An 18,615-nucleotide genomic window follows, 5' to 3' on the forward strand; every position below is an offset into this window, starting at 1 on the left:
ACAAGCAGCGAGCGCCGTACAGGCAAGCGCTGCGGCAGCGACTTTCCAGACCACAGGCGCCCTTCGGTCGGGACGCGGCGCGACTGGAATCCGCGTGATGCGGACGGGCGAAGACGTGGCTGAAGACGGTGTTAGAGCGGTAGTGCGAGGCATTGGTCTCATCCTAAACTGCCGGCCCCCTAACGCGAGTGAGCATAGGCACATGCCTTACCTCTCGGCAAGCGCGGTCTGGACTTCAACGCGAAGAAGCGCCGAATTGGCCCATTCTGCCGTCTGGCACGCTCGCACCTTGCCGCTCGCCTCAGGGCAAGCTAGCAGCTTGGCCGAAACCTTAAGGCGAAACCAACGCTGCTCTTACGCGTTAGCCTTCCAATGCAAGGCGTCCCCTTTTTTGAAAGAGGGCGCGAGCCGGAGACATCATGAACGACACCCTCATCAGCCAGATCGAAGCCGCCTGGGAAGAACGCGACACCGTCACTCCCGGTAGCGATGTTCGTCATGCGGTTGGCGAAGCGCTCGCGCTGCTCGACAGCGGCGAAGTGCGCGTCGCACAGCCTGGCGAAGATGGCACATGGTCGGTGAACCAGTGGCTTAAGAAAGCGGTTCTGCTTTCCTTCCGCCTGCAGGACAACCGCGTCATGGAGCATGGCTCCGCTGGTGAGGCCGCGTTCGACAAGGTGCCGCTCAAATTCGCCGGATGGGGCGCGAACCGCTTCAAGGAAGCCGGTTTCCGTGTGGTCCCGGGCGCAATCGTTCGCCGCGGCAGCCATATTGGCAAAGGCGCGGTGCTGATGCCGAGCTTCGTCAATATCGGCGCCTATGTCGGCGAAGGCACCATGGTCGACACCTGGGCAACCGTGGGCTCGTGCGCGCAGATCGGCAAGAACGTGCACCTGTCAGGCGGCGCCGGCATCGGCGGCGTGCTCGAACCGCTTCAGGCCGAACCGGTCATCATCGGTGACGGCGCATTTATCGGCGCTCGTGCAGAGGTTGCAGAAGGCGTGCGCGTGGGCGAAGGCGCGGTGCTTTCCATGGGTGTTTATCTCGGCGCATCGACCAAGATCATCGACCGCGCCACCGGCGAAGTGCATCGCGGCGAAGTGCCGCCCTATGCCGTGGTCGTGCCCGGATCGCTTCCGGGCAAGCCACTTTCCGACGGAACGCCCGGTCCTTCGCTTTATTGCGCGGTGATCGTGAAGACCGTCGATGCGCAAACGCGCTCGAAAACCGGGATCAACGAGCTGCTGCGCGACTGATCTCGCCAACACATCATTGCTGCAAAGGATCGCGTGCGGGCTTTCGCCGCGCGCCGATATGTCCTAGAAGCCGAACGCAAACACGAATTTGGGATTACGGAGTTTTTCATGAGCGAAGTCGACAAAGACGGCCGCATTCACATCGAAGATGACGACGCACGCGGTGCGCACACCACCGGCTACATGCGCTATGTGCTCGGCATCGGACTGCTGCTTGCCATCATCGCGATGAGCATCATCTGGATCATCCCGGCGATCACCGGAGTCTGACAATCCAGCGGGTTCTGTGGAACCTAAAGCCCCCCTTGCTCGTAAGTCTTCCGAACCCCCAATCGGAGACAAACAATGAGCAATTCTAACAGCTTCCAGACCGACCAGTACGTCAAGTGGAACTGGGGCAACGGCGAAGGCAAAGGCCAGATCAAGGAACGCTTCGAGCGCGAGGTGACGCGTACCCTTCAAGGTACCGAAGTCACCAAGGACGGCGACGAGGACAACCCGGCTTACCTCATCAAGCAGGAAGACGGCGACGAAGTCCTCAAGCGCGGTAGCGAACTCGAAGCACAGGATTGATCCATGCCCAAGGCAAACAGCAAGGCGCAGCAACAGGCTGCGGGCGCCGCGCTTTCTGCCAAGCGCGGTGAAACCGACAAGTCCGACCTCCAGGGTGCATCGGAAGAGATGTACGAGAGCATGACGGAGGAAGAGCTCGAGGAAATGGCCTCGACGGCTCGCGAAAACCTGCCCGACACGGCCGATGATGAGGACGATTGATCGTGGAGCAGGATGAAAAGGACGAGATTTTCGACACGTTTTACGACCGGGTGAACATGCAACCCAAGGAACTCGAGGAATGGCTCGAGACCGAGGAATCGAAGTCGGTCGGTGACAATGATGACGGCGAAAGCACCGGGCACAGGTCCGGTCGCCGCATCGTCGAGATCAAGCGCACGAACAAGGACGATCTCACCGAGAGCCAGTTCGAGCATATGAACAAGGTCGGCAACTACATCAAACGCCACCTCTCGCAGCGCCCCGATGGCGGTGTCGAGGAGACAGACTGGCGCTATAGCCTGATGAATTGGGGCCATGATCCGCTCAAGGACGATTGAGCCCTTTCAGCGGCAGGGTCGTAACCAATCGACTAGTTCAATCGAATTGCTCCTTATTGATAGGAGAATACGATGAATAACGCCCCTGCCCTCACCATGCCGCGCGCCGCTCTTCGCAAGCCGGCGCGCATCACCGCTCTCGCTGCACGCGCGGCGCAGGACAATCCAGCGACGCTCACCGTTCTGATGGTCAGCCTGGCGCTGGCGATCTTCCTGATGAGCCTCGCCTGGGTTGTGCCCGCGCTTTACCTCTAATCCGCTGCTCGGATCAGTCGTCGGTCGGAATCAAGGTCTCGATCGGTGGCTGGCCCGACGCGCGCGCGGCATAGCGTTCCGCTTCGCGCAGGACGCGCATGGCGTTGCGGCTTGAGATCAGCTCAAGCTCGACCTGCGAATAGCCGCGACGTGACAATTCGGCGAAGAGCTGCGGGTAGCCGCTGACGTCCTCGAAGCCTTCGGGGCCGGTCGGCATCCCGTCGAAATCGCCGCCAATCCCGATATATTCGACCCCGATGAGATCGCGAATGTGGTCGATATGATCGGCCATGTGGCTGATCATGGTCGGCGGCATCTCGTTCGCTGCGTCCCATTCCGCCATTGCGCGGGCGACGACGTCGGGCTGCCCGCGGAACAGCGAATTCTGGCGGGCCAATTCAGCTTCGCGCTCGGCGAACCATTCGCGCTGTGCGTTGTTGAGGAAGCCGGGCAAACCCACCACCATTACAACCCCCCCATTGTCAGGCAGGCGCTGGAGCACGCTGTCGGGAACGTTGCGCGCATGGCCATTTACCGCGCGCACGCCCGAGTGGCTGAAGATCACCGGCACGCGCGTCACGTCGAGCGCGTCATGCATAGTTTTCTCGCTCACATGGCTGAGGTCGACCAGCATGCCCAGTCGGTTCATCTCGCGCACCACGTCCCTGCCGAAATCGGTGAGGCCGTCATGCTCGGGATCATCGGTCGCGCTGTCGGCCCATGGCGTGTTCGCGCCGTGAGTGAGCGTCATGTAGCGCGCGCCGAGGTCATACATCTGGCGAAGCACCGCGAGGCTCGACCCGATCGAGTGCCCACCTTCCATGCCCAGCATCGAAGCGATGCGCCCCTCGGCAATCGCGTTCTCGATATCGTCGGCGGTCTCGGCGAAGGCTAGCTCGCCGGGATAGCGCGCGATCAGACGCTTCATCACGTCGATCTGCTCCATCGTCATCTGCACCGCCTGCGGCTCGGGCAGGCTCGCTGGCACGTAGACCGACCAGTACTGCGCGCCCACGCGCCCTTCGGCGAGGCGGGCAATGTCGGTGTGCATCGGGTTTCCATCGACTTCCGGTCCGGTGTCGGTGGTATCGGCGAAGTCGAACGTGTTGATCTGATTGTCGAAGCGGCGGCGCAGCTGGATGGGCACGTCGTTGTGCCCGTCAAACACCGGCGCAATTGCGAGCGCTGCCTCGGCGGCTTCGAGCGCCATGTCGTTCTCGATCACGGGAGCGATGTCCTCGGCAACGCTGCCTTCGACATCCTGAGCTTGGGCGGGCGCGCTCCAGATAAAGGCGATGGCAGCGCAGGCGGCGACGTGGTTAAGCGCTTTGTGTTGCATGAGGCGTAAAACTCCCGATACTTGTGCGCTTCCTTGAGGGGCGCAAACTCATGACACAGGCGAATAGCGCGGACGCGCTGATCGAACAATTGCAGATGCAGCCGCATCCCGAGGGCGGGTGGTACGCAGAGACGTGGCGCGCCGATAGCGATGGCTCAGGCCGCGCGCGAGGCACGGCGATCCACTTCTTGCTAAAAGCGGGAGAGGCCTCGCACTGGCACCGCGTCGATGCAGACGAGATGTGGTTGTGGCAGGGCGGCGACCCGCTTGAACTGGGCATTGCAGGCGGTGACGAAGGGCCTGCGCACTGGCTGCGATTGGGCAGCGACGTGGCGGGCGGTGAGAAGCTGCAAGGCCTTGTCCCCACGGGTGCATGGCAAGCCGCGCGCCCGGTCGAAGGTCCGGCGGGCTATGCGCTCGTCTCCTGCGTCGTCGTGCCCGGTTTCGAGTTCGCAGGCTTCGAGCTTGCGCCGCCCGGATGGGCTCCCGGCCAAGAGCTCGACAAGGAGGCGCGCGCATGATCATGGGTTTCATCAAGGCGCTCGCCCGCATCATCCTCGCCGCGTTCTATGCCTTTGCGGGCTACATGCACATCGTGAAGCCCGAGCCGTTCCTTGCGATCATGCCAGAAATGATCCCTTATCCCGAACAGATCGTGTTCTGGACCGGGATTGCTGAAATCCTTGGCGCGATTGCGCTGATCCAGCCGTTCAATGCACGCCTGAGGCGTATCGGCGGGATCGGTCTTGCGCTTTACGCGCTGTTCGTGTGGCCCGCCAACATCAACCACTTCGCGATGGACATGGCGCGCGCTGATGGGGGCTTGGGCCTCGAATACCACATCCCGCGCATGATCGCGCAGCCGATCATCATTCTGTGGGCGCTGTGGGTCGGCGATGTGCGGATACCGCACCGCAAGGACCTGCCTTGGCGCCGCCGCAAATATGAGAAGAAATAGCGAAGCCGCGGCAGCGATCCGAACACTGCTGAGCCAAAGGCGCAAAGTAGCGACGGTCTGCCCCAGCGAAGCCGCGCGCCTGATCGCTGGTCCCGGCGGAGAATGGCGCGCGCTGATGGAGCCGGTTCACGCAGCAGTCGATGCGATGCACGAAGCGGGCGAAATCACTCTGAGCTGGAAAGGCAAACGGCTCGCCCGGCGCAGCGGTGCTTATCGCATCGCATTGCCCGGCGAGCCGCCTGAATAAGAAGCGAAGACGCGTCTTAGCTGAGGTGCTTCGAAACAGCAGCCGTCATCTTGAACATCGAGATCTGGTCGTTGCCGATCACCGCGCCAAGCTTCGCGTCGGGATTGATCTGACGCTTGTCCTTCGAATCTTGAAGGTCATTCGCCTTGATGTATTCCCACACCTTCGAGGTGACCTGTGCGCGGGTCATCGGACCCTTGCCGACCACGTTTTCCAGTTCGCCTGAAAGGTTCACTGGTTTCTGCAGTGCGTTGGTTTTGCCAGCCATGGTTGTTCTCCCTAATATTTTGGCAGGTTATTCGAAATCGTCGTCGTCAATGAAACCGTCATCCGCCTCAATCCCGGTGAACGGTGCATAGAGCACGGCGCAGCCGGTTATGAAGCCCTTGATGGCGGCCATCACTTCTTCGCGGCTTGCCCCTGGCATGATGGTCAGCGGCAGGTCGGTCGCGAAAATCTGAAATACATAGTGGCGCGTCTCTCCGACCGGCGGGTCGGGCAGCAGCCATTCGGAATTGCCAAAGGCGTTCTTGCCGGTGCGAGGCGGCACTTCGCCTTCAAGCAGCTTGCCGCGCTGTCCGGCCAAGCCCCAGACGACCCAGTGGCACGCAGGCTCTGCGCTGTCTGAGGAGGCATCTTCGACGATGACGATCAATTCCTGCGAACCCGGAGGCGGCGCGGACCATTCCAGCGGGGGCGCAACCGCGTCTTCTTCCTTCGCGGTGAAGCATGGGTCGAGTTCGTCGCCCGACTTGAAGGCCGGGCTGGTCAGGGCAAAGCCGCCGCGCTCAAGCGTCTTGGCATCGCCCAGGCTTGCGATCGCAAGTCCGGCGTGGCGCGCTGCAGGCGGCAATTTGGCGGTCAGCCAATCAGGCAGATCGGTCATGATTCTGTCTTTCCATGTCTAGGTTGCTAGTAGGATAAGGGGGTCAAAACGAGGGAGCGGGCGTGGATTTGCCCCGGTTTCTGAGGAAAACTTGCAAAATATTGAGCATTTTCAAAGCAAGGGCCCGTTTTGTAGCGGTGGACAAGTGCGATTTGCGTGTCGAAAACGCTTTGCGAACTTGCCGTTGGCGGGCTGCTCATGCATGCTCTGCGCTCAGGCGTAAACATCAATTGCTACAACTTTTCGGTCCGGAGTCGCCTTCATTCCATGAAATCTGATGCAAACACCGCGTCCCTTCCTGTCGGGCGCAACGCACTTTCTGCAACTCTCGCGCTGGCGCTAGCTGCCTGTGGAGGCGGTGGGTCTTCGCCGCCACCAACCGGCGGCCCTACGCCAACCCCGACGCCAAGCGTCGCGACCTGCGCGGTGCAGAACCAGATCGCCTTTGCCAATGACGTTCTGAACGAATGGTACCTGTTCCCGGACCTGCTCGACAACACGGTCAACGCGGCAGACTTCAACGATGTGCAGAGCTTCCTCGATGCGCGCGTCGCGCCGGCCCGCGCACAGTCGCGCGACAAGGGCTTTACCTTTGCGACCTCGATCGAAGCCGAAAACGAGCTGATCAATTCCGGCTCAAGCGCAGGCTTCGGTATTCGTCTTTCCTATGACACGGTGAACGACAGGGTGTTCCTGTTCGAAGCCTTCGAGAACGCGCCCGGCTTTGCCGCCGGAATGGACCGCGGGACCGAATTGCTCGCCATCGGGACGACCGCCAACAACCTCGTCTCGGTCAACTCGCTGATGGCATCGGGCGGTCCGCCGGCAGTCATCAACGCGCTTGGGCCGAGCGATCCGGGCGTCACTCGCGTGATCCGCTTTGCGCAGGTCGATGGCACGGTGATCGAAGCCAGCATCGTCAAGGCCGACTTCAATCTCGATCCCATTTCCGACCGCTACGGCGCGCTCATCATCAACGATGGCGGCAAGTCGGTCGGCTATCTCAACTTCCGCACCTTCTTCCCGCAGACCGCCGATGCGCAGCTGCGCGATGCCTTCCAGCTGTTCAATTCGAACAATGTCGACGAGCTCATCATCGACTTCCGCTACAATGGCGGCGGGCTGGTGTTCCTTGCCAATGTGATCGGTGACCTTCTGGGCGAAAACCGCGTGGGACAGGTGTGGAGCCGCACGGTTTTGCGCGAATCCAAATCCTCGGAAAACGAAACGCGACTGTTCCAGAACGAAGTGCAATCGCTTCAGGCTTCCAAGGTCGCGTTCATCACCACCGGCAACACCGCCTCGGCAAGCGAGCTGGTGATCAATTCGATGGTCCCGTATCTCGACCCGGCCAATGTCGCGATTGTCGGGCGCAACACCAACGGCAAGCCCGTCGGCCAGTTCGGCTTCGACTTCGAGGAATGTGACCTGCGCATCCGCGCCGTCACCTTCCAGACGCTGAATGCCAATGACGAGGGCGAGTACTTCACCGGTCTTGCGAGCACCGTTCCCAACACCTGCCGCGCGGGCGACGACATCTCGGTCCAGCTCGGCGATCCGGCAGAGGCCTCGATCGCGACCGCGCTCGATTTCCTGTCAGGGCAAAGCTGCACGCCGATCAGCGGCAGCGGAGCGCAAGGCGCGCAGAGCGTTGGCGGGCTCGAAACACTGCAACCCGAGCGTCCCAACGCAGCGCAGTTCGAAATTCCAGGACTGTTCTAAAGGCGAACGCCTGCGTTCAAGCCGCGTCTGCACCGCATGGCAATTCGCGCTGCTGAAGCGCGAGTTCGATTACGTCTGCGGGTAAAGCGGGCTTTGGAATGAATGGCACGCCTGCGGCTCGCCCAATCGTGGTCTTGCGATCGATAGCACCGGAGTAGATCACGAAAGGAACATCGCGCTTCGCCAATTCGCGCGCCACGGGCGCGCAGGTCTTGCCGACGCCCAGGTTTACGTCGAGCACGGCAACGTCAGGAGTGAGACCTCTGCTAATCAGGTCAAGCGCCTCTTCTACGCTTAGCGCTGTGGCGACATCGTGCCCGAGCTCCTGTGCGGCCAATTCAAGGCCCATGAGGACAAGCGGCTCGTCCTCAACAAGTAATATGGAGCAAGGGGTGCTCACCCGACCCTTGCAACCGGAATGCAGATCTTCGCCTCCAGCCCCTGATCGGTCCACTCGCGCTCAATCGTGCCGCGCGCTGTTGCAAGCAAACGGTCGACGATTTCGGTTCCGCCGCCAGCGGTAATCTCATCGCCGTTGGTGGCTGGGCCGCCGCTCTCACTCCAGATAAGAGTGATCGCTTCGGATTGGCCCCCGCCGGTGTCGCATGACAAACCATCGCAGCAACCCGATTTCAGTTTGACCGAAACCGAACCGTCGCCCTTCCAGGCGCCGTGTCTCTTCGCGTTGATTGCAAATTCGTGAAGCACCATGCCAACGAGCGAGATGGTAGCACTTGGAGCGCGTATCTTATCGCCTTCGAGGCTAAGCCTTGCGGTCGAGCGCGCATAGGGACGAAGGACAGCTTCGATCGCTTCGCCTATATCAAAAGCGCCAGTGTGCGATCCTTCGAACGTTGTTTCGTAAGCGCGGCCCAAGGCCTGAATGCGGGCGTTGATATCCGCCGCTTCGGTCGGGATGCCTTTGACGCGTCCGGTGATGCTGACGATCGCATTGATAACAGCGAACATGTTTTTGACCCGGTGCGAAAGCTCCCGCTCCATGTCCAGCGCGTAATGCGAGGCGTCGCCGGGTTTGGACCCGGCGGCGCCAGCTGCGCTGTCTTGAGGTGAGCTTGGAGTCGTCACTTGGTTGTTTCTTCCGTAAATTGTCGGCGTGCAATCGTGACTGCGATGCCTGATCCCAAAGAGGTTAGTATTTCGCCTTCAACGCGAGGATTGACGCAGGGTTCCCGCCGTCACCAATCGAAAATGGAGGAAAATTCTGCTTTTGCAGATCGCCGGACTCAGCAGTCTACTGTCAACCGCTGATCGCAATGGGAATGACTATTGGTTTTCAATAGCTTGCCGAAATCACTGTCGGCCCCTTCATGGGACCTCTTGGCACCAGTTTGCCAGTGGCAAATTTTAAGGTTTTCTTAGAGAAGTCGGCTATTTACCCGGTTATTACGCATTGACCGGTCAGGGCATTTGCTCGCCAATGTATGGTTGTGCGCTTGTATATGCGCAGCCGAAATAGGTCTCATCGCCAAGGGCAAAGGTGGCGGTGTAGGGGTAGATGCGGTCGCTCATCGTGTCGCTGCATTCGCCCGGCGTGAGGGCAAGGCTTGCCGGAGCGCCATCAAGCTCACCGCTCATCCCGATCCCGTTATTGCCTGCAAATCGCGATACGGCGAATTCTCTGCCCTCGATGTTCTCGGGCGTCGAATAGGTGGCAATGAACCCGCCCTCGCCGGCTGGCTCGACTTTCACGTTCCAGAACGGTTCGTTCCCGAGCGCGGTGAGCGTTTCTTCAGGAGCGATCCCGGCAAAGGGCTCGGTATCGCGGGTGATTTCGCCGGGCACATCGCTGCATGCGGCGAGCGCGAGCGGCAATGCCAGAACGGCGAGCTGAATGGGCCGGGCAATCATGGCGGGCGCTATACCGCAGGGATTTGAAGTGCGAAACCGCCTGCCGGCGACGGGTGGCTGGTTGCGCAAAAAAAGCGGGCCGCTGCACTGTGCAGCGACCCGCCCTCATTTGCGTTTCGCAATATGCGGCGCAGATTACTGCGGCATCAGCACGCCGTCGATCACGTGGATCAGGCCGTTCGATGCTTCAACGTCGGTTGCGGTGACGTTCACGGTCGCGCCGGTGGCATCGGTGAGAACAACGCCGCCATCGACTAGCGTTGCAGTCAGTTCGCCGCCACCAAGCGTCGGGACCGGGTGGCCTTCTTCGCCAGCTGCTTCGATCATGCCGATCAGCGTTGCGGCATCAACGCGGCCTTCGACCACGTGGTACTGCAGAATGGCGCCGAGCGTTTCGGTGTCGTTGGTGGTGAGCTCTTCGACGGTGCCTTCGGGCAGTGCGCCGAATGCGTCGTTGGTCGGTGCGAACACGGTCAGCGGGCCTTCACCCGAAAGCGCGTCACCAAGACCGGCTGCGGTAACGGCTGCAACGAGGGTCGAGAAGGTGGCTTCGTCGCCCTGTGCAACTTCAACGATGGTGCCCGGAGCGGTTGCTTCTTCGGCCATGGCGGTTTCGTCGGCCATCATCGAATCTTCGGTTTCGGTTTCCGAAGCACAGGCGGCAAGAGCAAGCGCGGTGCCTGCAACGAGGCTAAGCTTGATGAATTTCATTGGGATCTTCCTCTAGTGATTGAGGTGGGGGAGTGATTTACAAAGCCGCAAGAATTGTGGCGGCTCTGTGGCAAGATACGCATGAAGGCTTCGGTTGGATCCAAATTCTTTTGAGATCATTTGGAATATGACACACAATCCGGAAAGCTTCGATGACCTTTACCCCTGACCGCAAGGCTGGTCTTGACCGCCTTGCCGAATTCGCGCCCCGATCCGGCAGCGCCTATGCCAGCAACCGCAATTACGATGATGGCGTTCCCGAAGACGGGATGCTTTCCAACGTCTCGCAATTGTCGCCCTGGCTCCACGCCGGCCTTTTGAGCGAACGCGAGGTTATCCTCGCCGCGCTGAACGAGCATGGCCCCGGCAAGGCGGAAAAGTTCATCGCCGAAGTTTTCTGGCGGGTTTACTTCAAGGGCTACCTCGAACAGCGCCCGAGCGTATGGGACGCCTACAAACAGGGCCGCGACGGCGCTCTGATCGCGGTCGAGAACAATTCGGGCCTCGCCAAGGTGTACGAGGAAGCCGTCGCAGGCCGCACCGGGATCGAGGCATTCGACCAGTGGGTGCGCGAGCTGGTGCAGACCGGCTACCTCCACAACCACGCGCGCATGTGGTTTGCGAGCGTCTGGATATTTACGCTAAAGCTCGACTGGCAACTTGGCGCAGACTTCTTCCTGCGGCACCTGATGGACGGCGATGCGGCCTCGAACACGCTTTCGTGGCGCTGGGTCGCGGGGCTCCATACCAAAGGCAAGAACTACGCCGCGCGCGCATCCAACATCAAACGCTACACCGAGCGCCGCGATGGTGGGCCACTGTCTGCCGAAGGGCTGAACGAAGACCCCGAACCGCTGAGCGAGGAGACCGAGCACCAGCGCCAGAAGCTCGACCTGCCGGAAGCACCGCCCGAAGACGCGTTCGACGCGCCCTTCGCGCTGCTCTTGCACGACGAAGCGGCGAGCCATGTGCCGCTAGACCTGCCCAAGGCTCCTGCTGCGGTGATTGGTGCAGCCCGCCCGAAGGCTCGCTCTACCGGAGAAGTGGGCGAGCTTGCGGCGAAGTTCGCTACGGGCGCGGTCGAAAACGGTGCGGCCGAGGCGGCGAGCGCGTTCGACTGCCCTGCCCTCACTTGGGAAGCAGGTGCAAATCTCAAGGACCTGATCAGCGAGGTTGGAGTGGAGCGGCTCGCGGTGCCTTACCTTCCGACCGGATGGACCAGAGATGCGTTGATGCCAGGCATCGCGCCGCTCGCCGAAGCGGGCAGCACCATCACCCTGCTAGGCGACCTCGACCGCCTGACCTGGCCACACGCGCGCGCCGGGTTTTTCCGGGTGAAGAAGGAAATTCCCGGCATTCTCGGCGAATTGGGGCTGGCGCCCGGTGACTAGAGCCGCCTTGCCGCATTGATCCTATCGCTGGCACTCTTCACGCGATAACCCTTTGAAACACGACAAGGGGAGCGAAACGCATGGCTGGTGGACTGGGATTGGCGCTTAGCGGTGGCGGCGCAAAGGGCGCGTATCAAGTCGGCGTGCTGGATGAATTGATCCGCGTAAAAGGCGTTGATTTCGAAACGGTGGTCGGCACATCGACCGGCGCGATCCAAGCGGCGGGTGTGGCGCAGGACACGATCCCCGAACTCGTCGACTTCTGGACCGGGCTCAAGGGGCCCGACGACATCTACAAGAGCCGGGGCGGCCCGATCTGGGCGGTCATCACCGGCAAAAACTCGGTCTACAGCACCGGGCCATTGCGCAAGCTCTTGAACGATGCCTTCAAGGACGAGGACATTCGCGCAACCGGCAAGAACCTGCGTCTCGCGGTCGTCAACATCACCACCGGCGATCTCATCACCGTCGCTGAGAACGCCAACAACATCGCCGACTGGGTCTATGCAAGCTCGGCCCAGCCACCCTTCTTCCCGCCCTTCGAAACGCGCGATGCGGGCGGCAAGCTGGAACAGTGGGTCGATGGCGGGGTGAGGGACATCACGCCTTATGATTCCGCCATCCGGCTGCGCCCGCGCGCGATCCTGGTGGTCCGCGCCGAAGCGCCCTTGCCCAAGACGCACAACGAATATGACAGCATCATCGACATCGGCCTTCGCTCGGTCGAGCTGCTGACGCGAGAGGTTGCCGACAGCGACCTTGGCAGCATCGAGCTGATCAACGACCTGCTGCGCGCCGAGATGGAACAGCGCCGCGTGCTCGAAGGCCTGCCCCTTTCCCCCGAGCAGGTCGAACAGGCGATGGCTCCGATCAAGGCGCGGATCGACCAGTATTTCCTGATCCCGACCATGGTGCTTCAGCCGCCGACCGACCTTTACGAAACGCTCGACTTCATTCCGGAGCTTATCGCCCAGAATATCGAGCGCGGCCGCAACGAAGTGCGCTCGCGCTGGAGCGAGATCGCCGCGTTTCTAGGGGTGCCGGAATAGCGCCTATTCGCGAGCGCCCGCCCGCGCTCCGGGTTCACCAGCGGTCAGCCTGCGGATCGACTGGATCGTGCAGCGCTGCGGTCCGGTTACGTCCGGCACGATGACGTCGATATCAAGCCCGTCGCAAATCCGCCCGACGCCTGTGCGCGTGAAGCGAACTGTCTGCGCCCAGCGCACATCGGGGCAACGCTGCGCAAAAGTAACGAGGAACGTCTCGCCCGCGCGCACATCGACGAGAATGCTCGTATCGCTGCGCTTGCCTCCTTCGTCCTTGGCAGTGCGGTAGCCGGTAATCTGGCGCTGATAGAAACACTCGCGCCCACCCCGTTCGCGCGCAGTCGGCTCATCCGCATCGTCGCCTTGCGCGAGCGCGGGGACGCCTACTGCGAGAGCGGATACAAGGCCAATGGCCAGCGGAAGTTTGGGATCGGTGACAGCCATGCCTCATATCGTTGGCCGAAGCGGCTGAACCTAAGATGGATGCTGCGTGGTCATCGCCTGGCGGCGAGATTGCGGGCCCTCGCCCGGACTGAAGCCCGATCGTCCTTGGCTCCGGCTGCGAGCGCGGTTTCGAAACGGTCGGCAAGGCTCTCATCAGCACGCGCCAGATGGCCAAGTGCATCAAGCGACCAGGCTCGCACAAAGGGTCGCTCATGCTCCAGCAGCGGCTCAAGCCAGTGCGCAACAAATCCGGTGTGGCGCGGCGGGATATCCAAAAAACCGATCGACTGACAAAGGTGAAGCTGCGCCGCCCAACCAGTGATGGCGGGTAGAGATGCGACCAGAGCATCGGCCTGCGAGGCGCTCGCCTTGTGTCCTGCCTCAAGCGCGCTCTTGATGAGCCAGGTTGCACCGGCAGGCACATGGCCTTTGCGCGAACCTGCAAGCTCAATGAGCGCGTCGAAATAGTCAGGATCGCGGGAACATGCCGCCTCCGCCTCGCCGAGCAGCGTCACGGATTGCCCGTCATACTCCGCCAGCCGCGCGCGCAGCTGTCTGCGCACATCGCTGGCGGATGTCATGATTACATCACCTTGTCGGGACGCGCGTCGTGCTTGTGGCGCGATTCCTTGCCGAAGTGGCGTTCGAGCCGCTGCGAGAGGGTATTGGCAGCCTTGCGCGCAGCATCATCGACCTTGTCGGCCTTGCCTGTGACGCCGATGGGCTTCCCGCCGCGCGGGCGCGCTTCGATCACGCAGTGTTTGTCGTCGGCACCGTGCTTGGAGCCGTTGACGTCCGACACGTGCACTTCGACCCGGGTGAGACGATCCTCGAAGCGGGTAAGCTTTTCGCGCACCATGGCCTCGATCCGCTCCGAGACGTTCTCGGTGCCCATTACGCTGCTGTCGGAATTGAACTGGAACTGCATGAAAGTTTCTCCTCTCTTTCTTGCCCCTGTTGGGACTGAATATGGGTGTGACGCTCTACAATTGCGAGCAAAATCGGTTCCGTTCCGGCGGCTAAATCTGCCTGCCCCGGGGAATATCGGCCAATCGGGCGTAACCATCCGGCGCACGCCCACGTAAGGCAATCGAACAGTTTTCCAGGGGAACCTTCACATCATGCACGCAACCTTCAATCGCAACGTGACCATCGTTGCATCGCTCCTGCTCATCGCGGCTATCACGCAGGCGATCTACACCGCGCTCTACATCGCCGAGATGGACGTGCCGCGTCAGCTCCTGTGGGGCAGCGAGGGCGTGCTGTTCACGATCCTCGCCGCTTATGCGGGCGCTGCGATGGTGCGTGCGAGCGAATGGCAGGTCGGCTGGTCTGCGATCACGGCCGCTGCAGTGCTTAACGTTGTGCAGGTCGGCATAGGACTTACGCTTTTCGGCCCCTTCTTCGAAGCGGCAGAGGCTGTTCCCGAGCTTGCTCCCGTTGCAGGCGCGATCGTCGACTATTCCTTCATGGTCTACAACGCGGCCAAGGTGCTCCTCGCGCTCGCTGCAGTGGTATTTGGCGTTGGCCATTTGAGCGCCGAATCAAAAGCACTTGGCGGCGTTACAGCGCTGGTTGGTGCGGTCGCGCTTGTGAGCAACGCTTTGAGCCTCGCCCTGGGCCGCGACTTTTCGGGCGAGCTTCCGATTGCAGGCGGTTCGGGCGTGCTTGCTACGGTGCTGCTGGCGCTGTGCCTCTTCACGCTGCGCAAGAGTGATTGATGCCGGTCACGCGAGGATGCGCATCCAGTCCTCGCCCAGCCAGCCGCCAGCCGTGTCGCGATCCGCAGGCGCGAGCGCTTCGAAGCGCGTGCGCAGATCGGCAAGGCATTTAGCCTGGTACTTGAAGACCGGCTGGGCGAACTCGTGTCCCATCGCTGAGAAAGACAACTGCTCTTCACCTGCTGCCAGCGCCTTCGCATTGGCGGCAAGGAAAGGCGCGTAGACCTCTCCAGCCATTTTCAGGATCGCAAGCGCCGCATCGCTAGGCCCGTCCGACCACTCGCCCTCGATCCCTGACACGTCCTCGAGGTGCATCAGCCAGCGATAGGTATAAGGATACTCGCTGCGCATCATCGCTTGCGGTGTGGGATCGACCGCCAATTGCGAGAGCTGTCCAAGCAGTCCGAACTCCGCAAGGCTCGGGCGCGATCCGAACAGGAAGAAGCTGTCGGTGACGTGATCCTCTAGCGCGCTCAGGACCTGCTTCGTCGATGCCTCGATCAGCGCGAAGTTCTCGCGCGTGCAGCCGACCAGCGGCATCCGCCCCACCTGCCGTTCTCGGAACTCGGCGGCATAGGCGGTGCTTTTTGCAAGGCCGCCCCCTTCGAGCAGGTCGAAGGCCAGCCACTTGCTCATCTGCTCCTGATCGACTGGATCAAGCCAGCGATATCCGAACATCGCCTTGGTCAGCCATTCATCGGCGAAATCCTCGATCACATGCGCGGCGAAGGCCATAGCTGGATCGCCCGGAATGACCGAGCGTTCGCTATGCTCTTCCTCAAGCCGATAGATGAGCGGGGTGGAATCGTTGGCGTAGCCGCCGTCGGGAAATTCCAGCACCGGGATAACCGGCGCGCGCACATGGCGCTGCGCCTCGCGGGTCGCTGCGCCGCTTTTCCAGACGAAGGGAATGCGCCGATAGCGCAGCAGGCTGCGCATCTTGACCGAATAGGGCGAGGCGAGCGCGCCATAGAGCGTATACATCCATTCTCTCCACCAACTGTGCTGGATTCTTTTGTGCCGCTGTTATAGACGCAAGTCATCCCCGGGGAGCCAGCAAGTCTTGGCTGAGAGGTGGGTGTTGCGGCCCACGACCCGTTGAACCTGAACCGATTAGCATCGGCGGAGGGAGTGGGCGGCTGATTGCCAGAAGTCCGCGCTCCGTCCTCGCAAGGAGAGACTTCGCATGGCCGACATCAATTCCCCCGTAGAAATTGGCGTAACCACCGGGCCTATCCGTGGCAGCCGCAAGATCCATGTCGGCGCACGTACCGGCAGCGGCGTCCAGGTCGCCATGCGCGAGATCGACCTCGAAGGCGGCGAGGCTCCGGTGCGCGTATACGACACGTCGGGCCCCTACACCGACCCCGACGCCAATATCGACATCAATTCAGGCCTTCCCGCCTTGCGCCGCGACTGGATCATGGCTCGCGGGGACGTCGAGGATTACGATGCGCGCGAGGTGAAGCCTGAAGATAACGGCCAGCTTGGCCCGGATCGCTCGGGCGGCGTCCCGCAATTCCCCAACACGGTAAAGCGCCCCCTTCGCGCCAAGGCAGGCATGAATGTCAGCCAGATGCACTATGCGCGCAAAGGCATCATCACGCCTGAAATGGAATATGTCGCCGAGCGCGAGAACCTTGGCCGCGAAATCGCTGCCGATTTCGTGCGCGATGGCGAGGATTGGGGCGCGGAAATCCCCGATGTGATCACGCCGGAATTCGTTCGCAGCGAAGTCGCCCGTGGCCGCGCGATCATTCCCAACAACATCAACCACCCCGAAACCGAGCCGATGGCCATCGGGCGCAACTTCCTCGTCAAGATCAACGCCAATATCGGCAATTCCGCCGTCGCTTCGGACGTGGCGCAGGAAGTCGACAAGATGGTCTGGGCGACCCGCTGGGGCGCGGACACGATCATGGACCTTTCCACCGGGCGCAACATCCACGACACGCGCGAATGGATCATCCGCAATTCCGCCGTGCCGGTTGGCACCGTGCCAATCTACCAGGCGCTCGAAAAGGTCGGCGGCATCGCCGAGGAGCTGACGTGGGAGATTTTCCGAGACACGCTGATCGAACAGGCCGAGCAGGGCGTCGACTACTTCACCATCCATGCAGGGGTGCGCCTGCCATACGTCCCGCTCGCCGCCAAGCGCGTCACCGGGATCGTGTCGCGCGGCGGATCGATCATGGCGAAATGGTGCCTCGCGCATCACAAGGAAAGCTTCCTTTACGAACACTTCGACGACATCACCGAGATCATGAAGGCCTACGACATCGCCTATTCGCTGGGCGATGGCCTACGCCCCGGCTCGATCGCCGACGCCAATGACGAAGCGCAATTCGCCGAGCTCTACACTCTGGGCGAGCTGACCAAGAAGGCGTGGGCGCAGGACGTTCAGGTCATGATCGAAGGGCCGGGCCACGTGCCCATGCACAAGATCAAGGAGAACATGGAAAAGCAGCTCGAAGCGTGCGGCGAAGCGCCGTTCTACACGCTTGGGCCGCTCGTCACCGACATTGCGCCGGGCTACGACCACATCACCAGCGGCATCGGGGCTGCACAGATCGGTTGGTACGGCACCGCGATGCTCTGCTACGTCACGCCCAAGGAACACCTTGGCCTGCCCGACCGCGACGATGTGAAAGTGGGCGTTGTGACCTACAAGCTCGCCGCCCACGCAGCGGACCTTGCGAAGGGCCACCCGGCATCGAAAGTGCGCGACGATGCGCTGTCAAAAGCGCGCTTTGAATTCCGCTGGCGCGACCAGTTCAATCTGTCGCTCGATCCCGACACCGCGGAGCAGTACCACGACCAGACGCTCCCCGCAGAAGGCGCGAAGACCGCCCACTTCTGCTCCATGTGCGGGCCCAAGTTCTGCTCGATGAAGATTTCACAGGAAGTGCGCGAGTTTGCGGCGAAGCAGAATTCGGACCCCGACAGCTTCCTTGCAAGCGAGGACCTCAAGGGCGAAAACTCCCCCGCCGAGCGCGCCGAGAACGAGGCTGGCATGGAAGAGATGAGCCGGGTGTACAAGGAGAAGGGTGAGCGGTTGTATTTGCCCGAGGAGAATTAGGAGGTGCCGAGAAAGTCTAACCGACAAAAGATAGAAGACTTTCTAGATGAGCAAGATGAAGGGTTCCAATGGTACTTTCTTGTCCTGCCGGAATTGCTGGAAAAGATTTCTAGTCGGAATCCTGCGTTAGCTTACACATTTCAGCAACTTGAAGCGGGTCAGCGTATCGCGCTTTACGCTTTGCTTATGCGAGAGTACCGTACCAACAGCGATATGGCTTGGGACGCAGTTGATCAGATGAAGATTGACCGGGCTGAATATCCTAAGCATTTTCACCGGATTTCTGGGAAGTCACTGAGCAAGAGAAGTCGTCAATTGATTGCGCCCGCTGAAAAAGTCAGGGACGCGATCATGCACGGCCGCTATGAAACATCAGCAGAAATCGAGAAAGCTATCCTACGTTGCCTGCAATACGCGAAGCTTCTTAACGACGAGTTTGAAGCAAAAGTTGGTTTTCGGCCTTTTGGGAAGTTGCAGGGGGTCACCAGCAAAAAAGGAAAGCCGCAACTTGATGAGCGAATATCTACAGCGGTGCTTCGTGGTTTAGGTTTTGAGGTCGCAATTGACTAATTCTGAATT

26 protein-coding genes and 1 riboswitch are annotated in these 18,615 nt (G+C 61.1%); of the genes, 15 read left to right on the plus strand and 11 right to left on the minus strand.

Going from position 1 to position 18,615, the window contains the following annotated elements; genetic code table 11:
* The first annotated feature begins 419 nt into the window (after positions 1-419).
* The 6 genes from dapD to NAP1_RS09870 all read left to right on the plus strand — a co-directional run bounded on the left by dapD (position 420) and on the right by NAP1_RS09870 (position 2,623).
* A complete protein-coding gene (gene dapD / locus NAP1_RS09845; RefSeq protein ID WP_007165138.1) occupies positions 420-1,256 on the plus strand; it encodes a 2,3,4,5-tetrahydropyridine-2,6-dicarboxylate N-succinyltransferase in 837 nt (278 codons plus the stop codon).
* Between the two features lie 108 nt (positions 1,257-1,364).
* Entirely contained in the window at positions 1,365-1,526 is a 162-nt protein-coding gene (locus tag NAP1_RS16585; RefSeq protein WP_193353878.1) for a hypothetical protein, read from the plus strand.
* A 75-nt stretch (positions 1,527-1,601) separates the two neighbouring features.
* A complete protein-coding gene (locus tag NAP1_RS09855; protein WP_007165140.1) occupies positions 1,602-1,829 on the plus strand; it encodes a DUF2945 domain-containing protein in 228 nt (75 codons plus the stop codon).
* Positions 1,830-1,832: 3 nt separating this feature from the next.
* A complete protein-coding gene (locus tag NAP1_RS09860) occupies positions 1,833-2,030 on the plus strand; it encodes a DUF3008 family protein (RefSeq protein WP_007165141.1) in 198 nt (65 codons plus the stop codon).
* Positions 2,031-2,032: 2 nt separating this feature from the next.
* Complete coding sequence (locus NAP1_RS09865) at positions 2,033-2,368, plus strand: DUF3140 domain-containing protein (RefSeq protein WP_156777243.1); 336 nt, start codon at positions 2,033-2,035, stop codon at positions 2,366-2,368.
* A gap of 72 nt (positions 2,369-2,440) precedes the next feature.
* A complete protein-coding gene (locus tag NAP1_RS09870; protein ID WP_040464395.1) occupies positions 2,441-2,623 on the plus strand; it encodes a hypothetical protein in 183 nt (60 codons plus the stop codon).
* 13 nt (positions 2,624-2,636) lie between these two features.
* Here the strand turns inward: NAP1_RS09870 and NAP1_RS09875 are convergent, their stop codons facing one another.
* Positions 2,637-3,962 carry a dipeptidase gene (locus tag NAP1_RS09875; RefSeq protein WP_007165144.1) on the minus strand — a complete coding sequence of 442 codons (1,326 nt, stop codon included), beginning with the start codon at positions 3,960-3,962 and terminating at the stop codon, positions 2,637-2,639.
* A 50-nt stretch (positions 3,963-4,012) separates the two neighbouring features.
* On the opposite strand from NAP1_RS09875, the gene NAP1_RS09880 reads away from it, so the two are divergent.
* From NAP1_RS09880 to NAP1_RS09890, 3 genes are read left to right on the plus strand one after another with little or no spacing between them, the layout of a single operon-like run.
* Positions 4,013-4,483, plus strand: coding sequence for a cupin domain-containing protein (locus tag NAP1_RS09880; protein ID WP_040464908.1), 471 nt, complete (start codon positions 4,013-4,015; stop codon positions 4,481-4,483).
* Complete coding sequence (locus NAP1_RS09885; RefSeq protein WP_007165146.1) at positions 4,480-4,920, plus strand: DoxX family protein; 441 nt, start codon at positions 4,480-4,482, stop codon at positions 4,918-4,920. The genes NAP1_RS09880 and NAP1_RS09885 overlap by 4 nt, the downstream gene beginning before the upstream one ends.
* On the plus strand, positions 4,907-5,167 hold the full coding sequence (locus NAP1_RS09890) for a DUF3253 domain-containing protein (protein WP_007165147.1): 261 nt from the start codon (positions 4,907-4,909) through the stop codon (positions 5,165-5,167). The genes NAP1_RS09885 and NAP1_RS09890 overlap by 14 nt, the downstream gene beginning before the upstream one ends.
* Positions 5,168-5,183: 16 nt before the next feature.
* Here the strand turns inward: NAP1_RS09890 and NAP1_RS09895 are convergent, their stop codons facing one another.
* The gene (locus NAP1_RS09895) at positions 5,184-5,435 is read right to left on the minus strand and encodes an SWIB/MDM2 domain-containing protein (protein WP_007165148.1); all 252 of its coding nucleotides are present in this window, start codon (positions 5,433-5,435) and stop codon (positions 5,184-5,186) included.
* Between the two features lie 27 nt (positions 5,436-5,462).
* The gene (locus tag NAP1_RS09900) at positions 5,463-6,053 is read right to left on the minus strand and encodes a YbhB/YbcL family Raf kinase inhibitor-like protein (protein ID WP_007165149.1); all 591 of its coding nucleotides are present in this window, start codon (positions 6,051-6,053) and stop codon (positions 5,463-5,465) included.
* Between the two features lie 267 nt (positions 6,054-6,320).
* Between NAP1_RS09900 and NAP1_RS09905 the strand changes: the two genes are divergently transcribed.
* Positions 6,321-7,775, plus strand: a complete 1,455-nt coding sequence (locus NAP1_RS09905) for a S41 family peptidase (RefSeq protein ID WP_040464909.1) — start codon at positions 6,321-6,323, stop codon at positions 7,773-7,775.
* Positions 7,776-7,791: 16 nt separating this feature from the next.
* On the opposite strand, the gene NAP1_RS15955 is transcribed toward NAP1_RS09905, so the two are convergent.
* The 4 genes from NAP1_RS15955 to NAP1_RS09925 form a co-directional block, all read right to left on the minus strand.
* Positions 7,792-8,229, minus strand: coding sequence for a response regulator (locus NAP1_RS15955; protein WP_371170068.1), 438 nt, complete (start codon positions 8,227-8,229; stop codon positions 7,792-7,794).
* Positions 8,172-8,861 (minus strand): HWE histidine kinase domain-containing protein, encoded by a 690-nt coding sequence (locus NAP1_RS09915; RefSeq protein ID WP_050750426.1) that lies wholly within the window; start codon positions 8,859-8,861, stop codon positions 8,172-8,174. The genes NAP1_RS15955 and NAP1_RS09915 overlap by 58 nt, the downstream gene beginning before the upstream one ends.
* A gap of 333 nt (positions 8,862-9,194) precedes the next feature.
* On the minus strand, positions 9,195-9,644 hold the full coding sequence (locus NAP1_RS09920) for a COG3650 family protein (protein ID WP_007165153.1): 450 nt from the start codon (positions 9,642-9,644) through the stop codon (positions 9,195-9,197).
* A gap of 135 nt (positions 9,645-9,779) precedes the next feature.
* Entirely contained in the window at positions 9,780-10,355 is a 576-nt protein-coding gene (locus tag NAP1_RS09925; RefSeq protein ID WP_007165154.1) for a fasciclin domain-containing protein, read from the minus strand.
* Positions 10,356-10,507: 152 nt separating this feature from the next.
* Here NAP1_RS09925 and NAP1_RS09930 point away from each other — a divergent pair, with 152 nt between their 5' ends.
* Both NAP1_RS09930 and NAP1_RS09935 read left to right on the plus strand, forming a co-directional pair.
* On the plus strand, positions 10,508-11,746 hold the full coding sequence (locus NAP1_RS09930; RefSeq protein ID WP_007165155.1) for an FAD-binding domain-containing protein: 1,239 nt from the start codon (positions 10,508-10,510) through the stop codon (positions 11,744-11,746).
* Between the two features lie 80 nt (positions 11,747-11,826).
* Positions 11,827-12,795: a patatin-like phospholipase family protein gene (locus tag NAP1_RS09935; protein ID WP_007165156.1), complete on the plus strand. Its 969-nt coding sequence runs from the start codon at positions 11,827-11,829 to the stop codon at positions 12,793-12,795.
* 3 nt (positions 12,796-12,798) lie between these two features.
* On the opposite strand, the gene NAP1_RS09940 is transcribed toward NAP1_RS09935, so the two are convergent.
* From NAP1_RS09940 to NAP1_RS09950, 3 genes are read right to left on the minus strand one after another with little or no spacing between them, the layout of a single operon-like run.
* Complete coding sequence (locus NAP1_RS09940) at positions 12,799-13,236, minus strand: DUF6491 family protein (protein WP_007165157.1); 438 nt, start codon at positions 13,234-13,236, stop codon at positions 12,799-12,801.
* 50 nt (positions 13,237-13,286) lie between these two features.
* Entirely contained in the window at positions 13,287-13,817 is a 531-nt protein-coding gene (locus tag NAP1_RS09945) for a hypothetical protein (protein WP_007165158.1), read from the minus strand.
* A gap of 2 nt (positions 13,818-13,819) precedes the next feature.
* Positions 13,820-14,164 (minus strand): HPF/RaiA family ribosome-associated protein, encoded by a 345-nt coding sequence (locus NAP1_RS09950; RefSeq protein ID WP_007165159.1) that lies wholly within the window; start codon positions 14,162-14,164, stop codon positions 13,820-13,822.
* Between the two features lie 193 nt (positions 14,165-14,357).
* Between NAP1_RS09950 and NAP1_RS09955 the strand changes: the two genes are divergently transcribed.
* Complete coding sequence (locus NAP1_RS09955) at positions 14,358-14,957, plus strand: hypothetical protein (protein ID WP_007165160.1); 600 nt, start codon at positions 14,358-14,360, stop codon at positions 14,955-14,957.
* A 6-nt stretch (positions 14,958-14,963) separates the two neighbouring features.
* Here NAP1_RS09955 and NAP1_RS09960 read toward each other — a convergent pair whose 3' ends face one another.
* Positions 14,964-15,941, minus strand: a complete 978-nt coding sequence (locus NAP1_RS09960) for a glutathione S-transferase family protein (RefSeq protein ID WP_007165161.1) — start codon at positions 15,939-15,941, stop codon at positions 14,964-14,966.
* Between the two features lie 52 nt (positions 15,942-15,993).
* A riboswitch (TPP riboswitch) is annotated at positions 15,994-16,106 on the plus strand.
* Between the two features lie 37 nt (positions 16,107-16,143).
* Here NAP1_RS09960 and thiC point away from each other — a divergent pair.
* Together thiC and NAP1_RS09970 are read left to right on the plus strand one after the other, a co-directional pair.
* Entirely contained in the window at positions 16,144-18,036 is a 1,893-nt protein-coding gene (gene thiC / locus NAP1_RS09965; RefSeq protein ID WP_007165162.1) for a phosphomethylpyrimidine synthase ThiC, read from the plus strand.
* 3 nt (positions 18,037-18,039) lie between these two features.
* Positions 18,040-18,606, plus strand: coding sequence for a hypothetical protein (locus NAP1_RS09970; RefSeq protein WP_007165163.1), 567 nt, complete (start codon positions 18,040-18,042; stop codon positions 18,604-18,606).
* Positions 18,607-18,615 lie beyond the last annotated feature (9 nt).

It is taken from the genome of Erythrobacter sp. NAP1, from assembly GCF_000152865.1.
In the GTDB taxonomy this organism is placed as follows: Bacteria; Pseudomonadota; Alphaproteobacteria; order Sphingomonadales; family Sphingomonadaceae; genus Erythrobacter.

What these genes read in the sequence shown, in the direction of transcription:
- dapD (WP_007165138.1), top strand. Translation starts at nt 420, where the DNA reads ATGAACGACACCCTCATCAGCCAGATCGAAGCCGCCTGGGAAGAACGC.
- NAP1_RS16585 (WP_193353878.1), top strand. Translation starts at nt 1,365, where the DNA reads ATGAGCGAAGTCGACAAAGACGGCCGCATTCACATCGAAGATGACGAC.
- NAP1_RS09855 (WP_007165140.1), top strand. Translation starts at nt 1,602, where the DNA reads ATGAGCAATTCTAACAGCTTCCAGACCGACCAGTACGTCAAGTGGAAC.
- NAP1_RS09860 (WP_007165141.1), top strand. Translation starts at nt 1,833, where the DNA reads ATGCCCAAGGCAAACAGCAAGGCGCAGCAACAGGCTGCGGGCGCCGCG.
- NAP1_RS09870 (WP_040464395.1), top strand. Translation starts at nt 2,441, where the DNA reads ATGAATAACGCCCCTGCCCTCACCATGCCGCGCGCCGCTCTTCGCAAG.
- NAP1_RS09875 (WP_007165144.1), bottom strand. Translation starts at nt 3,962, where the DNA reads ATGCAACACAAAGCGCTTAACCACGTCGCCGCCTGCGCTGCCATCGCC.
- NAP1_RS09880 (WP_040464908.1), top strand. Translation starts at nt 4,013, where the DNA reads ATGACACAGGCGAATAGCGCGGACGCGCTGATCGAACAATTGCAGATG.
- NAP1_RS09885 (WP_007165146.1), top strand. Translation starts at nt 4,480, where the DNA reads ATGATCATGGGTTTCATCAAGGCGCTCGCCCGCATCATCCTCGCCGCG.
- NAP1_RS09890 (WP_007165147.1), top strand. Translation starts at nt 4,907, where the DNA reads ATGAGAAGAAATAGCGAAGCCGCGGCAGCGATCCGAACACTGCTGAGC.
- NAP1_RS09895 (WP_007165148.1), bottom strand. Translation starts at nt 5,435, where the DNA reads ATGGCTGGCAAAACCAACGCACTGCAGAAACCAGTGAACCTTTCAGGC.
- NAP1_RS09900 (WP_007165149.1), bottom strand. Translation starts at nt 6,053, where the DNA reads ATGACCGATCTGCCTGATTGGCTGACCGCCAAATTGCCGCCTGCAGCG.
- NAP1_RS09905 (WP_040464909.1), top strand. Translation starts at nt 6,321, where the DNA reads ATGAAATCTGATGCAAACACCGCGTCCCTTCCTGTCGGGCGCAACGCA.
- NAP1_RS09920 (WP_007165153.1), bottom strand. Translation starts at nt 9,644, where the DNA reads ATGATTGCCCGGCCCATTCAGCTCGCCGTTCTGGCATTGCCGCTCGCG.
- NAP1_RS09925 (WP_007165154.1), bottom strand. Translation starts at nt 10,355, where the DNA reads ATGAAATTCATCAAGCTTAGCCTCGTTGCAGGCACCGCGCTTGCTCTT.
- NAP1_RS09930 (WP_007165155.1), top strand. Translation starts at nt 10,508, where the DNA reads ATGACCTTTACCCCTGACCGCAAGGCTGGTCTTGACCGCCTTGCCGAA.
- NAP1_RS09935 (WP_007165156.1), top strand. Translation starts at nt 11,827, where the DNA reads ATGGCTGGTGGACTGGGATTGGCGCTTAGCGGTGGCGGCGCAAAGGGC.
- NAP1_RS09940 (WP_007165157.1), bottom strand. Translation starts at nt 13,236, where the DNA reads ATGGCTGTCACCGATCCCAAACTTCCGCTGGCCATTGGCCTTGTATCC.
- NAP1_RS09945 (WP_007165158.1), bottom strand. Translation starts at nt 13,817, where the DNA reads ATGACATCCGCCAGCGATGTGCGCAGACAGCTGCGCGCGCGGCTGGCG.
- NAP1_RS09950 (WP_007165159.1), bottom strand. Translation starts at nt 14,164, where the DNA reads ATGCAGTTCCAGTTCAATTCCGACAGCAGCGTAATGGGCACCGAGAAC.
- NAP1_RS09955 (WP_007165160.1), top strand. Translation starts at nt 14,358, where the DNA reads ATGCACGCAACCTTCAATCGCAACGTGACCATCGTTGCATCGCTCCTG.
- NAP1_RS09960 (WP_007165161.1), bottom strand. Translation starts at nt 15,941, where the DNA reads ATGTATACGCTCTATGGCGCGCTCGCCTCGCCCTATTCGGTCAAGATG.
- thiC (WP_007165162.1), top strand. Translation starts at nt 16,144, where the DNA reads ATGGCCGACATCAATTCCCCCGTAGAAATTGGCGTAACCACCGGGCCT.